Annotated in this window: 16 protein-coding genes and 1 riboswitch; of the genes, 5 read left to right on the top strand and 11 right to left on the bottom strand. The window is 72.5% G+C overall.

Annotated features, from left to right (window positions below):
* Positions 1-31 precede the first annotated feature (31 nt).
* From ACIBPC_RS22315 to ACIBPC_RS22325, 3 genes are all read left to right on the top strand, one after another.
* Positions 32-583, top strand: a complete 552-nt coding sequence (locus ACIBPC_RS22315) for a GNAT family N-acetyltransferase (RefSeq protein WP_398846964.1) — start codon at positions 32-34, stop codon at positions 581-583.
* A 25-nt stretch (positions 584-608) separates the two neighbouring features.
* Positions 609-740: riboswitch (cobalamin riboswitch) on the top strand.
* Between the two features lie 136 nt (positions 741-876).
* Entirely contained in the window at positions 877-3,243 is a 2,367-nt protein-coding gene (locus ACIBPC_RS22320; RefSeq protein WP_398846966.1) for a ribonucleoside-diphosphate reductase subunit alpha, read from the top strand.
* Positions 3,225-4,283: a ribonucleotide-diphosphate reductase subunit beta gene (locus ACIBPC_RS22325; protein ID WP_398847162.1), complete on the top strand. Its 1,059-nt coding sequence runs from the start codon at positions 3,225-3,227 to the stop codon at positions 4,281-4,283. Before ACIBPC_RS22320 ends, ACIBPC_RS22325 begins: the two co-directional genes overlap by 19 nt.
* Before the next feature lie 81 nt (positions 4,284-4,364).
* On the opposite strand, the gene ACIBPC_RS22330 is transcribed toward ACIBPC_RS22325, so the two are convergent.
* The 10 genes from ACIBPC_RS22330 to ACIBPC_RS22375 form a co-directional block, all read right to left on the bottom strand.
* The gene (locus ACIBPC_RS22330; protein WP_362961710.1) at positions 4,365-4,526 is read right to left on the bottom strand and encodes a hypothetical protein; all 162 of its coding nucleotides are present in this window, start codon (positions 4,524-4,526) and stop codon (positions 4,365-4,367) included.
* A 166-nt stretch (positions 4,527-4,692) separates the two neighbouring features.
* Positions 4,693-6,186, bottom strand: coding sequence for a DHA2 family efflux MFS transporter permease subunit (locus ACIBPC_RS22335; RefSeq protein WP_398846968.1), 1,494 nt, complete (start codon positions 6,184-6,186; stop codon positions 4,693-4,695).
* Entirely contained in the window at positions 6,183-6,767 is a 585-nt protein-coding gene (locus tag ACIBPC_RS22340) for an NADPH-dependent FMN reductase (RefSeq protein WP_398846970.1), read from the bottom strand. Before ACIBPC_RS22340 ends, ACIBPC_RS22335 begins: the two co-directional genes overlap by 4 nt.
* Before the next feature lie 114 nt (positions 6,768-6,881).
* The gene (locus tag ACIBPC_RS22345) at positions 6,882-7,616 is read right to left on the bottom strand and encodes a D-Ala-D-Ala carboxypeptidase family metallohydrolase (RefSeq protein ID WP_398846972.1); all 735 of its coding nucleotides are present in this window, start codon (positions 7,614-7,616) and stop codon (positions 6,882-6,884) included.
* Between the two features lie 158 nt (positions 7,617-7,774).
* Entirely contained in the window at positions 7,775-8,404 is a 630-nt protein-coding gene (gene def / locus ACIBPC_RS22350; RefSeq protein WP_362961903.1) for a peptide deformylase, read from the bottom strand.
* A gap of 137 nt (positions 8,405-8,541) precedes the next feature.
* Positions 8,542-9,537 (bottom strand): hypothetical protein, encoded by a 996-nt coding sequence (locus ACIBPC_RS22355; protein WP_362961718.1) that lies wholly within the window; start codon positions 9,535-9,537, stop codon positions 8,542-8,544.
* A gap of 256 nt (positions 9,538-9,793) precedes the next feature.
* A complete protein-coding gene (rsrA, locus tag ACIBPC_RS22360; RefSeq protein WP_362961720.1) occupies positions 9,794-10,096 on the bottom strand; it encodes a mycothiol system anti-sigma-R factor in 303 nt (100 codons plus the stop codon).
* A complete protein-coding gene (locus ACIBPC_RS22365; RefSeq protein ID WP_362961905.1) occupies positions 10,093-10,743 on the bottom strand; it encodes a sigma-70 family RNA polymerase sigma factor in 651 nt (216 codons plus the stop codon). The genes rsrA and ACIBPC_RS22365 overlap by 4 nt, the downstream gene beginning before the upstream one ends.
* Positions 10,744-11,034: 291 nt before the next feature.
* Entirely contained in the window at positions 11,035-11,850 is an 816-nt protein-coding gene (locus tag ACIBPC_RS22370) for an SOS response-associated peptidase (protein WP_362961722.1), read from the bottom strand.
* 189 nt (positions 11,851-12,039) lie between these two features.
* Positions 12,040-13,785 (bottom strand): glycoside hydrolase family 6 protein, encoded by a 1,746-nt coding sequence (locus ACIBPC_RS22375; protein WP_362961724.1) that lies wholly within the window; start codon positions 13,783-13,785, stop codon positions 12,040-12,042.
* Positions 13,786-14,157: 372 nt separating this feature from the next.
* Here ACIBPC_RS22375 and ACIBPC_RS22380 point away from each other — a divergent pair, with 372 nt between their 5' ends.
* Both ACIBPC_RS22380 and ACIBPC_RS22385 read left to right on the top strand, forming a co-directional pair.
* A complete protein-coding gene (locus ACIBPC_RS22380; protein ID WP_398846975.1) occupies positions 14,158-16,854 on the top strand; it encodes a glycoside hydrolase family 48 protein in 2,697 nt (898 codons plus the stop codon).
* A gap of 157 nt (positions 16,855-17,011) precedes the next feature.
* Positions 17,012-17,782, top strand: coding sequence for a hypothetical protein (locus ACIBPC_RS22385; RefSeq protein ID WP_398846977.1), 771 nt, complete (start codon positions 17,012-17,014; stop codon positions 17,780-17,782).
* A 7-nt stretch (positions 17,783-17,789) separates the two neighbouring features.
* Here the strand turns inward: ACIBPC_RS22385 and ACIBPC_RS22390 are convergent, their stop codons facing one another.
* The gene (locus tag ACIBPC_RS22390) at positions 17,790-20,264 is read right to left on the bottom strand and encodes a hypothetical protein (RefSeq protein WP_398846979.1); all 2,475 of its coding nucleotides are present in this window, start codon (positions 20,262-20,264) and stop codon (positions 17,790-17,792) included.
* Between the last annotated feature and the right edge of the window lie 176 nt (positions 20,265-20,440).

Below are 20,440 nucleotides of genomic sequence, written 5' to 3' on the forward strand. Positions count from 1 at the left end.
GGTTGTCAGACCCCTCGGTCACACTGTGTTCATGGACATCGTGATCAGGGAAGCGCGGAACGACGAGCTGGACGCCGCGGGGGAACTCACGGCGCGGGTGTACCTGGAGGGCGGGCTGCTGCTCCAGGGCGCGGACGACCCGTACTTCGCGGAGCTGCGGGACGCGGTGCGGCGGGCGGCGCACGCGGACGTGCTGGTGGCCGTGGAGTCGGGCGCGGCGGACGGGGACGGGGGCGGGGGGCGGATCGTCGGGAGCGTCACGTTCGTCGGCAGGGGCGGCGAGTTCGCCGATCTGGCGGGTCCCGGCGAGGCCGAGTTCCGCATGCTGGCGGTGGACCCGCGGGTGCGGGGACGCGGCGTGGGCGAGGCGCTCGTCCGGGAGTGCCTGCGCCGGGCGGGCGAGGTCGGCGCGCGGCGTGTCGTGCTGTCGAGTCAGTCGCAGATGCACACTGCACACCGGCTGTACGGGCGGCTCGGCTTCGACAGGGCGCCGGATCTCGACTGGGAACCGGTGCCCGGCGTGCGGCTTCACGCGTTCGCACACGAGCTGTCCGACCCCTCGCGTGACGACCACAACATATAGGGGGCTCCGCCGCACGCGACACAAGATGTATGCTCATCTCGCTGTCGTCGCAGGGGAATCCGGTGCGAATCCGGAGCTGTCCCGCAACGGTGTGTGATGCGCCGCGCCTCGCCGCGCGTCACGAGTCCGAGCACCTGCCGGCAGTTCCACGAACACGTCCGGGCCTCGTGGGTTGGGCCGGCGGACGCGTGCGGCATGTGTTTGCCCCACTACACGCATGCCCGCAGGCGACCGGTGGTCCCGCCCGCGAACGCCCCTCAGATCCGCTGCGATTCGAGGGAGATCACGTCCCAGTGACCACTGCACCCGTCGCCCCCGCGGAGCCGGCCTCAGACGCGCTGTCGCGCGTCCTGGGCGAGCTGGCCGCCGACCTTCCCGCGACCGACCCCGCCCGGGTCGCCGCCGCCGTCCGCAGGGGCAGGCACCCCGGCGCGGGACCCGAGGAGCTGCGCGCGCTCGCCATCGACGCCGCGGCCGCGCTGATCGCCGAGGAACCCGCGTACTCGAAACTCGCGGCCCGGCTGCTGACCCTGGCGGTCCGCGACGAGGCGGCGGGGCAGGGTGCCGTCTCCTTCTCCGCGTCGATCACGGTCGGTCACCGCGAGGGTCTGATCTCGGACCGCACCGCCTCCTTCGTCGCGCGCCACGCGGCGGATCTCGACGCGCTCGTGGACCGTGCGGTCGCCGACGGCGCCGACGACCGCTTCGAGTACTTCGGGCTGCGGACCGTGGAGTCCCGGTACGTGCTGCGCCACCCCCTCACCCGGCGCGTCATCGAGACGGCGCAGCACTTCCTGCTGCGCGTCGCCTGCGGCCTGGCCGAGGACGAGTCGCCGCGCGCGCTGGCCGAGGTCGCCGAGCTGTACCGGCTGACCAGCTCGCTGGCGTACCTGCCCTCGTCGCCCACGCTGTTCAACTCCGGGACCAGCCACCCGCAGATGTCGTCCTGCTACCTGCTGGACTCGCCGCTGGACGAGCTGGACTCCATCTACGACCGCTACCACCAGATCGCCCGCCTCTCCAAGCACGCCGGGGGCATCGGCCTGCCGTACTCGCGGGTGCGCGCCCGCGGTTCGCTGATCCGGGGGACCAACGGCAAGTCGAACGGGATCGTCCCGTTCCTGCGCACGCTGGACGCGTCCGTCGCGGCGGTCAACCAGGGCGGGCGGCGCAAGGGCGCGGCCTGCGTCTACCTGGAGACATGGCACGCGGACATCGAGGAGTTCCTCGAACTGCGGGACAACACGGGCGAGGAGGCCCGCCGCACCCACAACCTGAACCTCGCCCACTGGATCCCGGACGAGTTCATGCGCCGCGTGGAGGCGGACGGCGACTGGTCGCTGTTCTCCCCCGCCGACGTGCCGCACCTCGTGGACCTGTGGGGCGACGACTTCGACGCCGCCTACCGGCGCGCCGAGGCGGAGGGCCTCGCCCTGCGGACCGTCCCCGCCCGCCAGCTGTACTCCCGCATGATGCGCACCCTCGCGCAGACCGGCAACGGCTGGATGACCTTCAAGGACGCCGCCAACCGCACGGCCAACCAGACCGCGCGCCCCGGCGCCATCGTCCACTCCTCGAACCTCTGCACCGAGATCCTGGAGGTCACCGACGACGGCGAGACCGCCGTGTGCAACCTCGGCTCGGTCAACCTCGCCGCCCACCTCGGCGCCGACGGCGGGATGGACTGGGAGCGTCTTGACGCGACGGTGCGCACCGCCGTCACGTTCCTCGACCGCGTCGTGGACCTGAACTTCTACCCGACCGGCCAGGCCGCCACCTCCAACTCCCGCTGGCGCCCGGTGGCCCTCGGCGTGATGGGCCTCCAGGACGTCTTCTTCCGGCTCGGCCTGCCCTTCGACTCCCCCGCCGCGCGCGAGCTGTCCACCCGGATCAGCGAGCGGATCATGCTGGCCGCCTACGAGACGTCCTCCGTCCTCGCCGAGCGGCACGGGCCGCACCGCGGCTGGGCCGACACCCGCACCGCCGACGGCGTCCTCCACCCGGACCACTACGCCGACGCCGCGCCCGCCTGGCCCGAGCGCTGGGAGGCGCTGCGCGCCCGCATCGCCCGCACCGGGATGCGCAACTCGCTGCTCCTCGCCATCGCGCCGACCGCGACGATCGCCTCGATCGCGGGCGTGTACGAGTGCATCGAGCCGCAGGTGTCCAACCTGTTCAAGCGCGAGACGCTGAGCGGCGAGTTCCTCCAGGTGAACTCGTACCTGGTCGCCGAGCTGAAGCGGCTCGGGCTGTGGGACGAGACCACGCGCGCCGCCCTGCGCGAGGCGAACGGCTCGGTCGCCGACCTGCCGGGCCTGCCCGCCGAGCTGCGCGAGCTGTACCGCACCGCCTGGGAGCTGCCGCAGCGCGCGCTGATCGACATGGCCGCCGCGCGGACCCCGTACCTCGACCAGAGCCAGTCGCTCAACCTCTTCATGGCCGCGCCGACCATCGGGAAGCTCAGCTCGATGTACGCGTACGCCTGGAAGCGCGGCCTGAAGACCACCTACTACCTGCGCTCGCGCCCGGCGACGCGGATCGCCAGGTCCGCGCGCGCCGCCACCGTCGCCACCGTCCCCACACCCGCCGCGGTCCCCCTCGACGAGCAGGCCGTCGCCTGCTCCCTGGAGAACCCCGAGTCCTGCGAGGCCTGCCAGTGACCACCGTCCCCGACCCCCGCACCGCGTCCGACGCGGCCGTCAAGAACCTCCTCGACCCCGGCTTCGAGCTGACGCTGCGCCCGATGCGCTACCCGGCGTTCTACGAGCGCTACCGGGACGCCATCAAGAACACCTGGACGGTCGAGGAGGTCGACCTCCACTCGGACGTGGCCGACCTGGCGAAGCTCTCGCCCGGCGAGCAGCACCTGATCGGGCGGCTGGTGGCGTTCTTCGCGACCGGCGACTCGATCGTGGCGAACAACCTGGTGCTGACGCTGTACAAGCACATCAACTCGCCCGAGGCGCGGCTGTACCTGTCGCGGCAGCTGTTCGAGGAGGCCGTGCACGTCCAGTTCTACCTGACGCTGCTGGACACCTACCTGCCCGACCCGGACGACCGCGCCGAGGCGTTCGCGGCGGTGGAGAACATCCCGTCCATCCGCGAGAAGGCGCAGTTCTGCTTCAAGTGGATCGACTCCGTCGAGGACATCAGGCAGCTGGAGTCGCGGGCCGACCGGCGCCGGTTCCTGCTGAACCTGATCTGCTTCGCCGCGTGCATCGAGGGGCTGTTCTTCTACGGCGCCTTCGCGTACGTCTACTGGTTCAGGTCGCGCGGGCTGCTGCACGGCCTGGCGACCGGCACCAACTGGGTGTTCCGCGACGAGAGCTGCCACATGGACTTCGCGTTCGCCGTGGTGGACACCGTCCGCCAGGAGGAGCCCGACCTCTTCGACGAGGAGATGGAGCGCGAGGTCACCGAGATGCTGCGCGAGGCGGTGGCGGCCGAGCTGCAGTTCGCCCGCGACCTGTGCGGCGACGGCCTGGCCGGGATGAACACCGAGTCGATGCGCGAGTACCTGGAGTGCGTCGCCGACCAGCGCCTCGTGCGGCTCGGGCTGAAGCCGGTCTACGGGTCGGAGAACCCGTTCGCCTTCATGGAGCTGCAGGACGTCCAGGAGCTGACCAACTTCTTCGAGCGGCGCCCGTCCGCCTACCAGGTGGCCGTCGAGGGGAACGTCGCGTTCGACGACGAGTTCTGACGGCGGGCCCCTCAGCAGTCCGCCGTCCCCGCCCGCTCCCGGCACCGCGCCGGGGGCGGGCGGGGCCGTTCCGTACGCGCCTCAGCCGGACAGCAGGCGCAGGCCGCCCGCGGCGATCCCGCACAGGCCGACCGCCGCGCGTAACAGCCGCCTGCGGCCCGTCTCCCGGCCGCGGCCGAACAGGCTCGCCAGCAGCAGCATCGTGCCGCCGATCAGGAATGCCCACGCGCCGGCGTCGTGCATCGTTCCTCCTCGTGGAAGTGCGGGCACAAGTCCCGTTCCGCCCGGCCGGGTTGGCCGGACGGTCACCGAGGATAACCAGCCGTGACCGCACAGTGAAACGCGCGGCGCGGTCCGGGGGCGCGCGTGGCGATGCCGTACGCGCCCCCGGACCGCGCCGCGGCCGGGCTCAGAGGGCGGCCTCCACCGGCGGCTGCCGGTCGGCGGACGGCGGCGTGACCGGCTCCGGGCGGGTGCGGGGCAGCAGCAGCGCGGGCAGCACCGCCAGCGCCATCAGCGCGATCGGCCAGACATAGGTGTGCTGGAACGCGTCGGCCAGCGCCGGACCGATGGCCTCCCGCACGTCCTGACCCGCCCCCTGGACGGCGCCCAGGGTGTCGGTGCCCTCCGGCAGGGAGTCCTCCATGTTCCCGGCCAGGACGACGGAGACCAGCGCGGCGCCGATCGAACTGCCGATCTGGGGGACGATGCCGAGGAGGGTGCTGACGACCGGGACCTCACCGGGCGGCACCCCGCGGTTGACCGCCGTCATGATCGGCATCATGGTCGAGCCGACCCCCACGCCCATCACCACCATCGGCAGGATCAGCCGCCAGTACGGGGTGTCCGCGCCGACCTGCGTGGCGAAACCGGTGAAGCCGAGCAGCGCCGTCGCCATGCCGGAGAGCACGATGCGCCCCGGGGCGACCCGGTCGAGCAGACGGCCGCTGACCTGCATCGTCAGTCCGGTGGCCAGCGCCTGCGGGATGCCCAGGAGGCCCGCTGAGGTGGCGGACTCCCCGCGCGCCACCTGGTAGTACAGCGGCAGCAGCATCATCGACCCGAAGTACGCCGCCGTGTAGAAGCCGAGGGCGGCCACCCCGGAACCGGCGGTGCGGCGCCGCAGGATGCGCAGGTCGAGCAGCGGGTGGCGCGCCGACAGCGCCCTGACGGCGAAGGCGGCCACCAGCAGGACGCCCGCCGCCGAGGGCAGCAGGGCGCCCGGCTCGGTGAAGTCGCCGCGTTCGCCGCCGGTGGCCAGGCCGTAGATCAGCAGCGCGAGGCCGGGCGAGAGTGCCAGCAGTCCCGGGACGTCCAGGCGCGCGCCGCCCCGCGGGTCCTCGCGGGGGAAGAGGCGTCCGGCGAACAGCAGCGCCAGGGCGCCGATGGGCACGTTGAGGAAGAAGATCCACCGCCAGGACACGTCGTCCACCAGCCAGCCGCCCAGCGGCGGCCCGGCGAGCGGCCCGATGAGGACCGGCAGGCCCATGAGGGTCATCATGCGGCCGAGCCGGTCGGGACCCGCGGCGCGGACCATGATCGTCATGCCCACCGGCATCACCATGCCGCCGCCCAGGCCCTGGACGACGCGGAACACGATCAGCGACTCGGTGCTCCACGCGAGCCCGGCCAGCGCCGAGCCGAGGGTGAACAGGCCGATGGACAGCATGTAGAGCCGCTTCGTGCCGATCCGGCCGATGGCCCACGCGGTGAGCGGGATGACCGTCGCGAGGGCGAGCGTGTAGCCGGTGGCGACCCACTGGAGGGTGGTGAGGGAGGCGTCGAACTCGTGGGCGAGCCGGGTCAGCGCGACGTTGACCACCGTCGTGTCGAGCACCGTCATCATCGAGCCGAGGACGACGACAGCGGCCGTCGCCCCCGGCGATATGGACGGGCGGCTCATGACACGTACGGGCTGGCCGCCCTGGCCTCGCGCAGCGCGTGGGCCCACCACGCGAGCTGGTTCAGCAGGGCGGTCGCCGCGTCGGTGGCGGCCTTCGGCTCGGTGAGGGCGCCCGCGTCGTCGAAGTGGCCCCAGACGCCGTGGAAGCTGACCGTCTCGCGGATGGTGACGGCGTGCAGCTCGGCGAAGACGACGCGGAGCTGCTCGACGGCGCGCAGGCCGCCCGCGAGGCCGCCGTACGACACGAAGCCGACCGGCTTGGCGTGCCACTCGCGGTTGAACCAGTCGATCATGTTCTTCAGACCGGCCGGGAAGCTGTGGTTGTACTCGGGCGTGACGACGACGAACGCGTCGGCGGCGGCGAGCCGTTCGCCCAGCTCCTCGTGGCCCGTGCCGTCCATGGTCAGGGCCAGGGGCGTGTCGGCGAGGTCGACGACGTCCACCTCGATCCCGCCGTGTCCGGCCGCGAGGTCCGCGAACCAGCGGGCGACGATGGTGCCGAAACGGCCCTCCCGCACGCTCCCGACGATGACGGCGACGCGCAGGCGACGCGTTCCGGATGACTGCGTTCCGGATGACATGGGCGATCCCCTCTGCTGAACACCGCGCCCGGCGTGCTCCGCCGGGCGCGGTGTCGGAAGCTGACACGAGGATCGTCGGACTTCAAGTGGACTTGATGTCAAACGGGGACGCGCTCAGATGCCGCAGCTGGGCGCGGACCAGAAGCGGCTGGACCGGTTCGCGAGGTGCGCGTGGTCGTTGTGGTCCGGGTAGCCGGGGCCCAGGATCTCGTTGAACCCGTGGTAGCGCGCCCGCTGGACGATCTGGCAGAACGTCGGCGAGCCGGTGAGGTCGATGGCGTCGCCGTAGAGGTGGCGGCTCGACGCGGAGCCGCCCGCCGCGTTGTTGCAGGCGGTGGAGCGGAAGCCGCTGCTGGTGTTGATCGGCCGGTCGCCGAGGGCGTGGCGCAGGGCCTCCAGCTTCCACATGTTCACCAGCGCGTTGGCGCGGGCGGTGGCCGCGCTGACGGCGCCGCCGGACCAGGTGGTGTTGCAGCGGTTCAGCTCGCCGTAGGTGAAGTGGACCGGCGTGCAGTCGTTGTCCTGGAGCTGGTAGATCTTGGTGAACGTCTGCGGGCCGGCCACGCCGTCGGCGGAGAGGCCGTACGCCTGCTGGAAGCGGGTCACCGCCGCGGCGGTGGCGGGGCCGTAGGAGCCGTCGAGCGCGAGGACCGCGCCGTACGCCGGGTAGCCGGAGACGCGGATCTGAAGCTGGCGGACGTCCTCGCCCGTCGCGCCCTGGCTGAGGCTGCGGCCCCAGGTGTAGCAGCCGTCGGCCTGCGCGGTGCCGGCCATGACGACGTTGCCCACCACCGCGAGTGACGCGAGCATGACAAGGCTGAGGAAGGAGCGGACCACTCGTCTGAACATTTCGCCTCCTGGACGGGAGCGTGCTGTGGGGAGAAGGGTGGAACCGTGCTCCCCCTGAGCGTGACCCATCCGGTCAACGCGCGTCAACCACACAGGAGTTCGACAGCTGACGCGGGCGGCGCGCGTGGGTGCGCGCGCCCGCGTCAGCCGTCGGCCCGTCAGTCGTTGGGCACCGTCTCGTACTTCGGCGTCCCCTCGTCCATCATCTTGAGCGCGCGCTTGCGGTCCCGCTTGGACAGGCGGTCGATGTAGAGGCGCCCGTGCAGGTGGTCCGTCTCGTGCTGGAGGCAGCGGGCGAAGTAGCCCGTGCCGCGCACGGCGATCGGCTTGCCCGACGCGTCCTGGCCGCGCACCACCGCGTAGTCGGGGCGGGGCAGTTCGGCGTAGGCCGTCGGCACCGACAGGCAGCCCTCGTCGCTGTCGTCGAGGACGCGCTCACCGGCCGCCAGCTCGTCGAGGACCGGGTTGCAGACGACGCCGACGTGCCGGACGCCCTTGTCGTCGGCGCAGTCGTACACGAACACCTTCAGATCGACGCCGATCTGGTTGGCCGCGAGCCCCACGCCCTCGGCCGCGCGCTGGCTGGCGAACATGTCGTCCACCAGGGCCGCGAGGTCGTCGCCGAAGTCGGTGACCTCCCGGCACTCCCGGTGCAGCATCGGGTGCCCGACGACCGTGATGGGCCGCGCGGTCCCGCGCTCGCGGTAAGCCCGTTCCCGCTCCTCGCAGTCCTGGGTGTCGTCGGCGAACTCGTCGCCGGCCGGCTCATCGGTGTCGTGCTGCGCCATCGTCTCCGCCGTCTGTTCTTCCGTGTCCTGGGTCGGCCGCGCCCGGCCGTTCATCCGTACAGCTTACGGCGCGCCCGGGGCCCGGGTGACGGGTCCGGCGGACGTGCGCGGGACACGCGACGGGGGCGGGGGCGGGGTCAGCACACCTCTTCGAGGTCGCGCCAGTCCCGGCTGTCCGGGCTGTCCGCGACCCAGCCGTCGAGCAGGCCGCGCACCAGCGCGCCCGGCGCCGCGATGCCGCACTCGCGCTCGGGCGACCACAGGGCGCCCGCGCCCGTGTGCCCCAGCGGTCCCGGACGGCCCGGGAGGCTGTGGTCGTGCGGGTCGTGCTGCGCCATGCCGTCGCCCTGCTCGCTGGGCATCCGGCTCTCCGAACACGCCCGGCACAGCAGGCGGACGGACGACGACCAGTCCTCCGCCGCGTAGCCCGCGTCGGCGGCGAGGCGCTCCAGCGCGTCGCGGTCGGACTCGGCGGCGGCCTCGATGAGCACCACCCAGGTCGGCACGGCCGAGGGCGCCCACAGCTCGATCTCGTCGAAGACCGGGTAGACGGACGTGCCGCCGGTGACGCCGGTCATGGTCCGCTCGCCGCGCGGGACCCCGTCGTGCAACACGACCTCGCCCCAGCGGCGGCCGGACGAGGGCAGCGGGATGTTCAGCAGTTCGATGCGGGCCGGGTCGAGGCGGCGGCCCCAGACGACCTCGGCCTCGCCCTCGGGCGACAGCCGCACGGCCGCGCCGCCCAGGTCCATGCCGAGCGGCTCACCGGTCGCCGACGCCTCGCCGGGGACGGCCAGGCCGTACGCCTGCCAGGCGCGGCGGGCCAGCGGCCAGTCCTGGAGCGCGGTCGCGGCGATGCCGACGTTCCACCAGTCGGGGGCGCCGCTGTCCTTCTCCAGCAGCGCCACGGCGCGCAGCCCGGCGGACCTGGCCTGCTCCCAGTCGTGGCGGAACTTGTGCAGCAGCGCGAGGTTGAACCAGGACTCGGACAGCCAGGGCTCCAGGTCGGCGGCGCGCGTCAGCAGCGCGTCCGCGTCCTCGTAGCGGCCGTCGTCGATGAGGGTGAAAGCCCGGTCGGTGGCGAGCCGCCAGTCACTGGACGGCCGCTGCCTGACCCTGCCGAAGATCCTCACGTGCCCCTGCCTGATTCCCGCCTCGATGCGTGCACTTCACCGTTCTCCTGTCCTGACCCGATGGCATCCAACCATGGGCGAACCGGCTCCTGCTCACAGCATGGGTCAGCCGGAGGGCGCGCGCGAGACGGCGGGGGCGCGGAGGCGGGGCACACGGACGCCCGGCGTGCGACGGTGGCGCGCCGGGCGTACGGGGGACGGGGCGGGGCCGTTCGGGTGACCGGGCGGTGCTCCCGGGCGTGTCGGCGGCGCGGATTCAGGACGGCGCGCGGTGCCCGGCCGGGCCGGGGGCCGGGGCGTCGCCGCCGCGGATGAGGTCGATGCGGTCGAGCACCTTGGCGCGCAGGTCGGCGGGCACCTCGTCCTGGCCGCAGCAGCGCTTGACGAGCTTCTTCACCGACTGCTCCAGGCCGTACTTCTCCAGGCACGGCGAACACTCGTCGATGTGCTCGCGGAACTTGGCGCAGTCCCCGTCCGGCATCTCGTCGTCCAGGTACTCGTAGAGACGGCCGAGGACCTCGGAGCAGTCCGTGGGGTGGGACGACGGTTCACCGGTCATGACCCTGCGCCTTTCTCCGCCCCGGCGGGGACCAGCCCGCGCTCGCGCGCGTAGTCCGCCAGCATGTCGCGCAGCTGGCGGCGGCCGCGGTGCAGCCGGGACATCACCGTGCCGATGGGAGTACCCATGATGTCGGCGATCTCCTTGTACGCAAAGCCCTCGACGTCCGCGAGGTACACCGCGATGCGGAACTCCTCGGGGATCGCCTGCAGCGCCTGCTTCACGTCCGAGTCCGGCAGGTGGTCGAGCGCCTGGGACTCGGCGGAGCGCAGGCCCGTGGACATGTGCGACTCCGCGCGGGCCAGCTGCCAGTCCTCGATCTCCTCCGCCGCGCTGCGCTGCGGCTCGCGCTGCTTCTTGCGGTAGGAGTTGATGAACGTGTTGGTGAGGATGCGGTACATCCACGCCTTGAGGTTGGTGCCCTGGCGGAACTGGTGGAACGAGCCGTACGCCTTGGCGTAGGTCTCCTGCACGAGGTCCTCGGCGTCCGCGGGGTTGCGCGTCATGCGCAGCGCGGCGGAGTACATCTGGTCGAGGTAGCCGAGCGCGTCGCGTTCGAACCGTGCGTTGCGCTCCGCCTCGGTCTCCTGTGCCGTGCCGTTCGCGTCGTCACGCGTGCCGTCGTCCGTGCCGGTGACGTGACCCACCTCCTCCGGGAACGTCGTGAGCCCCGTGGCGGGCCCGCCCGCTTCGGAGGATAGACGACGACGGGGCAGGTCCGCCGGTCGGGAGGTGCGCCCGGCGGCCAGCCGCAGCGTCGCCCAGTCCACCTCGGCGGCGCGCGTCTGCGGTGCGGACGCGATGCGCTCGGGCCTGGGCGGGCAGGCGGTCGATCCTGCGGAATGCATGGTGCGGACTCCCTCTGTCGGCTGTCACGGGCGACAACGCGGGAGGGGGCGGTGGCATTCCCGCGCCGCTCCCCGCGCCGCGGGCGCCGCTCAGAAGAGGGTCCCGGCCTCCGGGGCGGGGAGGCGGCGGAGGAGGTCGGGGCCGTTGTTCCTGACGTTGCTGACGTCGGCGGGCACCGGGAAGGCCGTGAACCTGCCGGTGGGCAGCCCGGCCAGCAGGGGGCGTACGGCCTCCGGGTCGGTGCGCGCCGGGTCCAGCCAGGCGTCCCAGCGGTCCGGGGGCAGGGCGACGGGCATCCGGGGGTGGATGTCCGCCAGCGCGGCGGGGCCGTCCTCGCCCGCGGGCTCGGGCAGCGGCTCGGTCTCCGCCTCCGTGGTGACCACGGTGCAGGTGGCCCACCAGGCGGACGGGTGGTCGTCGGGCAGCGTCCGGTCGCGCCAGAACTCGTACAGGCCCGCGAAGGCCATGACCGATCCGTCCACCGGGGTGACGAAGTACGGCTGCTTGCGGGGGCGCTTGCGCTTCCCCTTCTCCTCCTCGGCGCGCTCGGCGCCGCCGGTGACCCACTCGTAGTAGCCGTCCGCGGGTATGAGGCAGCGGCGGGCGGCGAACGGGCGGCGGTAGGACGTCTTCTCGTGGACGGTCTCGGCGCGCGCGTTGATCATGCGGGCCGCGCCCTCCGGGGACTTCGCCCACGACGGCACCAGGCCCCAGCGCAGGGCGCGCAGCTGCCGCACCGGCTCCGGGGCCCCGCCGCGCACGGGGCGCTCCAGCACGGCGTACACCTCCTTGGTGGGCGCCACGTTCCAGTCCGCCGCGAGGGACTGCTCCGGGTCCCAGAGCGAGACGTCGAAGAGCCCCACGAGGTCCTCGGGCCTTCTGCTCGCCGCATACCGTCCACACATACGACCCAGGGTAGTGGCGGGCACCGACAGTCCCACCCGTCACCCCTCGGTGACGGGTCGGCAACGCGCGGTCATGGCGAGGCGCCGGAGCCCACGGGTGGGCTCCGGCGCCGGCCGGTCGGCTCCTGACCAGGGGGGATTCAGGAGACCCGGGGTGTCAGCCGGCCGGCGGGCCGGCTGACGGGCGGATCAGTTGACGGGCGGGTTGGCGTTGGCCAGCAGCTCCTGGAACTGCGCGGAGAACCAGTGGCCGGAGAGCGGGGCGTCCGGCAGGGCACCGGAGGGGTTGTTGCCGTTGCGCGGGTTGCCCTGGTAGGTCGGGTCGCACATCCCGTCGAAGCCCTTGCCCTCGTCGTTCGGGATCTCCTCGCTCGCGCCGTCCGACTCACCCGGGGGCTTGATCCACGCGTAGGCGTCGATCCCGGGCGCGGGCGCGGCGGTCGGGCGCTCGCCGAGACCGGCACCGGACTGGTTGCACCAGTTGCCGGCCTGGATGCGGCCGTCGGTGCGGCTGCCCTCCACGAACGCGTTGACGTCGGTCCGCGGGCCCGGCCCGGTGGGACGGTCGGGGCCGCCCCAGCCGTTGCGCGAGGTGTCGATCAGCATGCCGATGTTCGAGTTGAACCCGAGGCTGACCAGCTGCTGGCGGAAGCCCTGCGCGAAGGACTGGTTGTCGACGTAGCGGTTCCAGTCGACCCAGCTGGACTGGCGGACGGAGGTGCCGTTCACCGAGTCGTTGATCGTGTAGTACGGCTCGACGGTCGGGCCGTAGTTCGCCGTGTTCACGATGAACCCGGCCACGTCGTTCACCGTGGCGCCGTTCATCGTGGCGGTCGTCTTGAACAGCTGGGCCGAGGCGAGGAGGTTGTCGTCCCACCCGATCCAGCCGTAGTGACCGGCGTCGATGTAGTTGTAGACGTTGGGGATGTCGCCCAGCTCGGCGAGGGCGTAGGAGATGCCCTCCTGGTAGTTCCCGTTGGCCTTCATCACGTCGCACTGCGGCGTGGCGGTCTCCCGCGGGCTGACGTTGGTCACCAGGTTCGGCAGGGAGTCGATCTCCAGGATCGTGACGATCCGCAGGTCGGCGTAGGCCGGGTCGGCGAGGATCTCGGCGATCGGGTCGATGAACTCCGACTCGTAGATGTCGATGTCCGTCGGGCCCAGCTCGCCGTTGGACGCGAGCGCGGCGCAGTCGCGGCCCGGCAGGTTGTAGACGACGACCTGGAAGACGAAGTCGTCGTACTCCTCGGCCTGGACCAGGGCCTCGTCGAGGTGGTCGCGCAGGCTCATGCCGCCGTTGACGCCCTGGATGGCGGCCCTGCGGTCGAGCCACACGGCGGTCGGCTCGTCGGCCACCGCCGCGCCGCCCGGCTCGGCCGCCGCGTTCTCGGACCACTCGGGGTTCACGTACACGCCGGCGTCGGCGTAGGGGTTGTCCACGCGGTCGCCGGGCTCACCGGGCTCGCCGGGCTCTCCCGGCTCGCCGGGGCCGCCCGGGTCCTCGCCGCAGGTGACGCCGTTGACGGAGAAGGACGTCGGCGCGGCGTTGGTGCCCGAGTAGTTGAAGTTGGCGCCCGTGCTGACGGAGGCGCCGGGGGCGATGGTGCCGTTCCAGCTGATGTTCCGGACGGTGACGGTGCGGCCGGACTGCGACCAGGTGCCGTTCCAGCCCTGCTGGAGCTGCTGGTTGCCCGCGTAGGAGTAGGTGAGGGTCCAGCCGTTGGTGGCGGTGTCACCGGTGTTGGTGACCGTGACGTTGGCCGTGAAGCCGGAGCCCCAGTCGTTGGCGGAGTAGTCCACGTCGCAGCCGAACGCGGCGGCCGACGCCGTGCCCTGCAGCATTCCGCCGGTGCTCAGGCCGGCGGCGACCAGGACACCGGCCGTCAGCAGGGCCGAGCGCCTGCGTCGTGCGGGTGGGTGGGTGGTGCGGCTCATGGGGGTCCTTTCGGTGGTTGCGGAGTCCCGTCGCCTCGCGGCCGGGGCGTCGTCGCGACCGGTACGACGCCCGTCCTGGCGTGTGACTACCTTGGAAGCGCTCCCACTGACTGAGGGGAACGTAGCGGCAACCGCCGTCGGGCGCCAGGGTCGCGGTCAAGAAACTTGTCGACTCGCTGACCACTCACCTCAGGCAGCTCAAGGGAAAAGCCGGGTCACCATGGCGTTCTGTCAGAAGACTTGACGCGTACGCGCCCCCCTCACATTCTTGGGAGCGCTCCCATTGACTGTCGCCCGCGACCACCGGACGAGCGCCGTCCGCACCGATCGGACGCATCCCACGACCCGAGCCGCAAGGAAGGGACCGCTGTCATGCGGGTTCGCAAGAGTGCTCCGCCAGGAGCCCCACCGCCGTCGCAGCCCGAGCTGCGCCGCCGCGCCAGGCGCGTGCGGCGCGGCCGCCTCGCCGCACTGATCGCCCTCGCGCTGCCGATGGGCCTCACCGCCGGGCTCGGCCAGAGCACGACGGCGTCGGCCGCCGCGTTCGGCTGCGCGGTGGACTACACCGCCAACGACTGGGGCTCCGGCTTCACGGCCAACGTCACGGTCACCAACACGGGCGACACCGCCGTCAACGGCTGGACGCTCGTCTACGCGTACGCCGGGAACCAGCAGCTCCAGCAGGGCTGGAACGGCACCTGGTCGCAGTCCGGCCGCACCGTCACCGTCAGGAACACGACCTGGAACGCCGGGATCGCCCCCGGCGCCTCCGTCAGCGCGGGCGCCAACTTCAACTACTCCGGCGCCAACACCTCCCCCACCGCCTTCACCGTCAACGGCGTCACCTGCGGCGACGACGGCGGCCCCCAGGAGCCGGAGGACGCGGCGGTCGTCGCCACGCCCTCCTCGCTGGCGATCCAGTCGGGCAGCACCGGCACGTTCGGCATCCGGCTGAGCGAGCAGCCGGCGGGCAACGTCACGGTGAGCACCGCCAGGACCGCGGGGAACACCGGCCTGTCCGTGACGGCGGGCGCCACGCGCACGTTCACGCCGTCGAACTGGAACATCACGCAGCAGGTCACCGTCACGGCCGCCGCGACGGGCAGCGGCGCGGCGACGTTCACCGCGAGCGCGCCCGGCCACGACGCGGCGACGGTCACGGTGACGCAGCTCGGCGAGGCCGAAGGCGAGTACGAAGAGCGGTTCATCGAGCTGTACGAGAAGGTGAAGAACCCGGCCAACGGGTACTTCTCCGACGAGGGCATCCCCTACCACGCCGTGGAGACGCTGCTGGTGGAGGCGCCGGACTACGGGCACGAGACGACGTCGGAGGCGTACTCGTACCTGATCTGGCTTGAGGCCCAGTACGGCAGGGTGACCGGCGACTGGGGGCCGTTCAACGACGCGTGGGGTGTCATGGAGGAATTCATGATCCCCGAGGCGGACGAGCAGCCGACCAACAGCTTCTACGACCCCGGCTCCCCCGCCACCTACGCGCCGGAGAGCAACGACCCGGCCGACTACCCGGCGCAGCTCGACCAGTCGGTCCCGGTGGGCGACGACCCGCTGGCGAACGAGCTGTCGTCCACGTACAACACGGACGACATCTACGGCATGCACTGGATCCAGGACGTCGACGACATCTACGGCTACGGCGACGCCTGCGGTGGCACGGCGGGCGACCCGACGTTCATCAACACCTTCCAGCGCGGGCCGCAGGAGTCGGTGTGGGAGACGGTGCCGCAGCCGTCGTGCGAGGACTTCACGTACGGCGGGGAGAACGGGTACCTCGACCTGTTCACCGGTGACTCCAACTACGCGGAGCAGTGGCGGTACACCAACGCGCCCGACGCCGACGCGCGTGCGGTGCAGGCCGCGTACTGGGCCAACCAGTGGGCCGCCGAGCAGGGCAACCAGGCCGACGTCGCGACGACGGTCGACAAGGCGTCGCGTATGGGCGACTACCTGCGCTACGCGATGTACGACAAGTACTTCAAGGAGATCGGCAACTGCGTGGGCGCCACCGCGTGCCCCGCCGCCAGCGGCAAGGACAGCGCGCACTACCTGCTGTCCTGGTACTACGCGTGGGGCGGCGCGCTGGACAGCTCGGCCGGCTGGGCGTGGCGCATCGGGTCCAGCTACGCGCACTTCGGGTACCAGAACCCGATGGCCGCGTACGCCCTGAGCAGTGACGCGGCTCTCGTGCCCAACTCGCCCACGGCGGACGACGACTGGGACACCAGCCTGCAGCGGCAGCTGGAGTTCTACCGCTGGCTGCAGTCGGACGAGGGCGCCATCGCGGGTGGTGCGACGAACAGCTGGGAGGGCCACTACGGGACGCCCCCGGCGGGCACCCCCACGTTCTACGGCATGTTCTACGACGAGAAGCCCGTCTACCACGACCCGCCGTCGAACCAGTGGTTCGGCATGCAGGCGTGGTCGATGCAGCGTCTCGCGGAGTACTACTACTCGTCGGACGACGCGCTCGCGGGCGAGGTCCTCGACAAGTGGGTGGACTGGGTCCTGAGCGAGGTGACCATCGGCACGGGCGGCGACTACGCGATCCCGGCGACGCTGGAGTGGTCGGGCGCCCCGGACACGTGGAACGCCGCCAACCCCGGTGACAACGGCGGCCTGCACGTCGAGGTGACCGCGCACTCGCAGGACGCCGGTGTCACGGGCTCGCTGGCCAACGCGCTGGCGTACTACGCCGCCGCGTCCGGCGACACCGAGGCGCAGGAGGCCGCCGCCGGGCTGCTCGACGCCCTGTGGGCCAACTCCGACGACCTGGGCGTCGCGGTGCCCGAGCAGCGCACCGACTTCGCGCGCTTCGACGACGAGATCTACATCCCGTCCGGCTGGAGCGGCACGATGCCCAACGGCGACACGATCGAGCCCGGCTCGACGTTCGAGTCGATCCGCACCTTCTACCACGACGACCCGGACTGGCCGGCGGTCGAGGCGTACCTGAACGGCGGCGAGGCGCCGACGTTCACCTACCACCGCTTCTGGGCGCAGGCGGACATCGCCATCGCGCTGGCGACGTACGCCGACCTCTTCGGCGAGTGACACCGCAGCACCACCGCACCACCGCACCATGGCAATACCACCGGGGCCCCGGGGCGTTCACACGCTCCGGGGCTCCGCCCTGTCGGGCCCGCGGACGGGCGGCGCTATGGTGTTCGCCATCCCCCACGCCGTCCCACCCAGAGACGGGGCCCCACCCATGGACTACTGCTCCACCTGCCGCAGGCATCTGAACGGCGCGCTGATCTGCCCGGGCTGCGGGCAGCTGACGGAGCGTGGGCGCGAGGACACCGGGGCGAACCCCGTCGTGGCGCCCGACGTGACGGCCCCGCTCGACGCCGTGCCGGAGGACGAGGCGGCGGACGACGGGGCGCCCGGCACGCGGCGCGGCAGGTCCGCGCACGCGGCGCGGCCCCGTACGCGGCGCCGGTACGCGGTGGCGACGGTGCTCGGGCTGCTGCTCCTCGGGGTGGCGGTGGCGGAGGTGGGCGACGTGGGGCTGCCCGCGTTCGTGCCGTCCGGCGGGGGCGGCGAGCCGGAGGCGGCGGCGTCGTCCTCGCCGTCGGGGGAGCCCACGCCGGACGGCGGCACGTCGGCACCGGCCGACCCCGGGACGCCCACCGTGCCGGAGCCGGGGGCAGGCGGGACGCCCCAGGGCACCGCCACCGACACCGGGGAGGACGTCGGCGGGGAGGACGCGGACGACACCGCGCCGTCGGGACCGGCGGACGACGGCGACGCGACGGACGGGACCACGCCCGACCCCGAGCCGTCCGCGCCCGCCGACCCGACCGGCGGCGGCCCCGTACCGCCGCCCCCGGCGACGGAGGACCCGCAGCCGACCCCCACGCCCCCCACGCCGACGCCGACGGACACGGCCACGCCGACCCCGGACCCCACGCCGACGGATGACGGCGGGGGCGGGGACGACTGGGAGGACGACGACGACTGCTGGTGGTTCTGGTGCTGAGTGCGGCTCAGTCCGTGCGCAGCGAGCCCTGGTCGAAGCCCTTGACGACCTGCCCCCAGTAGCCCGGGTAGATGTTGCCCTCCAGGTCGGCGACACCGTTGGCGATGTCCGTCTCGTTGATGCCGTTGGGCTTGGGCAGCGGGTAGTCGCGGGCGCTCTCGCCGCGCGTCGGGTTCTCGTAGTCGGCGGCCTGGGCGGCGTAGGCGACGATGGTGCGGATGGGCTCGTCACCGCGTTCGATGGAGTCCCACTGCGCGGCGCGGACACCGTTGTCGCCCGGGTCGGGGAGGGTGTAGCGCAGGCCCTCGATCAGGCCGTACGCGCCGACACTGACGCCCGCGTACGGCACGGCCCCCAGACCGGCGAGCCCCGCGCCCACCCAGGCGGCGGTGCTGATGGTGTTCATCGCGGTGATGCGCTGCTTCATGGGCAGGCCGCCCGAGTCGTTCTCGCGCGCCGCGTGGTCCTCGAAGCCCGCGACGCGGCCCACGGCCTGGAGGGCGGACGGGGCGTGCTTGTCGTCGAGGAACGCCTGGTACGCGGTGGCCGTCTTCCAGGCGGTCAGGTCGCGCTCGAAGCCGGTGCGCACTTCGTCGTCGGCGTGGTGCATGAGGCGGAAGAGCCCCTGCTGCTGGTCGCGGTTCAGCTCGAAGGCGTGCGTGTAGTTCTCGCCCAGCAGGTTGGAGAAGAGCGTGTCGCCCCCGTCGGCGGCGGAGTGGAATCCGGAGGAACCGGCTTCGCCGGACAGCTGGGAGACGAGGTTCATGTAGCGGACCATGGTGTCGCCCACGGCGCGTTCGAGCGAGGAGTGGTCCAGCGGGGCGTACTGGGCGATGGTGCCGTTGTGCTTGCCCTGGATGTCGCCGGTGTGGTCCCCGGCGTAGGCCAGCACGTCGTACGCGGCCTCGACGTACGGGCGGGCGGCGTCGCTGTGCTCGTCCACGCCCTCCGGGATCGTGGTGCCGCTGCCGATGAGCGCGGCGGCGCCGCTGCTGTCCTCCCAGTGCAGCGAGAGGACGCTTTCGCGGAAGTTGTCGTCGGTGAGGAGTCCGGCGCTGGCCTCGGTGTTCAGGGCGACGGCGGACAGCAGGTCGCCGCTGCCGCTGTTGGCCAGGTCCTCGTAGCCGCCGTCCATGTACTGGTACTGCGTCATGGACTGGGCGGTGACCGCCGTGTTGGCCAGGACGCGTGCGAAGGCGTCGCCTGGCGGGGTGTCGGCGGTGGCCATCAGCGTGCCGAAGCCGTTGAAGGCCGTCAGGGCGTCCCGGTACGCGCCGTCCGGTGCCTTGATCTGCGTCAGGACGGCGGGGGTCAGGCCTTCCGCGAGGGTGGTGTCGCCCGTACCGATGAGGAAGGGGCGTACGGCGGCGGGTATGTCGTCGGACTGCTGCGGGTCGGCGGGATCGACGCCGCCGAGATCCGGGTCGAGCAGCAGCATGACGCTGTTGGCCACGCGCTGGGCCGCGGCGAACTGGATGCCCGCCTGGCCGGGGTCGAGGCCCTCGGTCCGCTCGGTGAGCGCGCCGAGCGCGGCGAGATCGGCCGCGTCCAGGCCGCCGAGGAACGCCTCCAGGTACGCGCGGGTCGTCTCCGTGAGGGGGTCGGGCGGGGTGCCGGGGGCGGCGTACGGGTCGGTGAGGATGGCGGACAGGCCCTCGGTGAGGGCGAGGAGGCGGTCCGGGTCCGGGGGGCGGCGGTCGAGTTCGCCGGTGAACTGGTCGGCGAGGTGGCGCGCCATCCCCTCGGTGGTCCACAGGTGCAGCGGGCTGTCGGCGATGTCGTAGTGGTGCTCGGCCAGTTCGCTGCCGTAGTCGGTGAGGCGGCGGTGGTAGGCCGTGATGTCGTCGTCGACGGTCTCGGCGGCGGTGACGGCCGCGGCCTTGACGACGGCCAGGTGCCGGGCGCGGATGCGGCCGGCGGCGACTTCGGGGGACTCGCTGAAGCCCGGCCACGGCGGATTGCCGCCGGGCGGGGGCAGCAGCCCGCCCGGGGTGCGCGCGGGCGGCACGAGGGCCAGCTCCGGCACCGGGGTCTGCGCCGGGCGTGCCTGCCAGTCGGCCCAGTCACGGCCCGCCGCCTCCAGTTCCCGCTGGTAGACCTCCTCCAGGCCGCCCTTGCCGTGGACGGCCTCGTCCACGTCGTGCGCGGTGTGCAACGCGTCCTTGGCGGCGAGGGCGAGGTAGTGGGCGACGGTGGCGGCGTCGTCACCGTCGTCGCCCAGGGCCCGGGAGGTCTCCTCGACGCGCCGGTCCGCGTCCACCAGTGTCGTCGCGTCCACGCTGCCCGCCTCGGCCGCCGTGTCGGTGGCCCTGCGCGCCTTGCCGCCCGCGTCCCCCGCCTCCGCGGCGGCCCGGGAGTAGATGACGCCGGAGTCGGCGATGCTCTCCGGGTCCACCTCGTCGGTGAACTCACGGCTGTCGGTCCACGGCTTCCTGCCCGCCTCGTGTTCGACGTCGGCGCGGGTGAAATGGACGGTAGGCATCACGGAACTCCAGGAATGCCGCCGCGATCGCGGGGCGGAAGAGTGGGAACGGCTCCGGGCGCGCCGGGACGCGGGTGCGCGGGAACTCCGGGGCGCGGAAAGGCATGCGGACGAGCGGTCAGAAAGGGAGCGGGCGGTGGGCCCGACAGGAAAGGAATCGCTCGGAAATCCGCATG

The organism is Streptomyces sp. NPDC049879 (genome assembly GCF_044461265.1).
GTDB lineage: Bacteria > Actinomycetota > Actinomycetes > Streptomycetales > Streptomycetaceae > Streptomyces.

Excerpts from the sequence above, each read along its gene's own strand:
- ACIBPC_RS22380 (WP_398846975.1), top strand. The coding sequence starts at position 14,158 with ATGCGGGTTCGCAAGAGTGCTCCGCCAGGAGCCCCACCGCCGTCGCAG.
- ACIBPC_RS22335 (WP_398846968.1), bottom strand. The coding sequence starts at position 6,186 with ATGAGCCGCCCGTCCATATCGCCGGGGGCGACGGCCGCTGTCGTCGTC.
- ACIBPC_RS22385 (WP_398846977.1), top strand. The coding sequence starts at position 17,012 with ATGGACTACTGCTCCACCTGCCGCAGGCATCTGAACGGCGCGCTGATC.
- ACIBPC_RS22330 (WP_362961710.1), bottom strand. The coding sequence starts at position 4,526 with ATGCACGACGCCGGCGCGTGGGCATTCCTGATCGGCGGCACGATGCTG.
- rsrA (WP_362961720.1), bottom strand. The coding sequence starts at position 10,096 with ATGACCGGTGAACCGTCGTCCCACCCCACGGACTGCTCCGAGGTCCTC.
- ACIBPC_RS22370 (WP_362961722.1), bottom strand. The coding sequence starts at position 11,850 with ATGTGTGGACGGTATGCGGCGAGCAGAAGGCCCGAGGACCTCGTGGGG.
- ACIBPC_RS22375 (WP_362961724.1), bottom strand. The coding sequence starts at position 13,785 with ATGAGCCGCACCACCCACCCACCCGCACGACGCAGGCGCTCGGCCCTG.
- ACIBPC_RS22315 (WP_398846964.1), top strand. The coding sequence starts at position 32 with ATGGACATCGTGATCAGGGAAGCGCGGAACGACGAGCTGGACGCCGCG.
- ACIBPC_RS22340 (WP_398846970.1), bottom strand. The coding sequence starts at position 6,767 with ATGTCATCCGGAACGCAGTCATCCGGAACGCGTCGCCTGCGCGTCGCC.
- ACIBPC_RS22345 (WP_398846972.1), bottom strand. The coding sequence starts at position 7,616 with ATGTTCAGACGAGTGGTCCGCTCCTTCCTCAGCCTTGTCATGCTCGCG.
- ACIBPC_RS22390 (WP_398846979.1), bottom strand. The coding sequence starts at position 20,264 with ATGCCTACCGTCCATTTCACCCGCGCCGACGTCGAACACGAGGCGGGC.
- def (WP_362961903.1), bottom strand. The coding sequence starts at position 8,404 with ATGGCGCAGCACGACACCGATGAGCCGGCCGGCGACGAGTTCGCCGAC.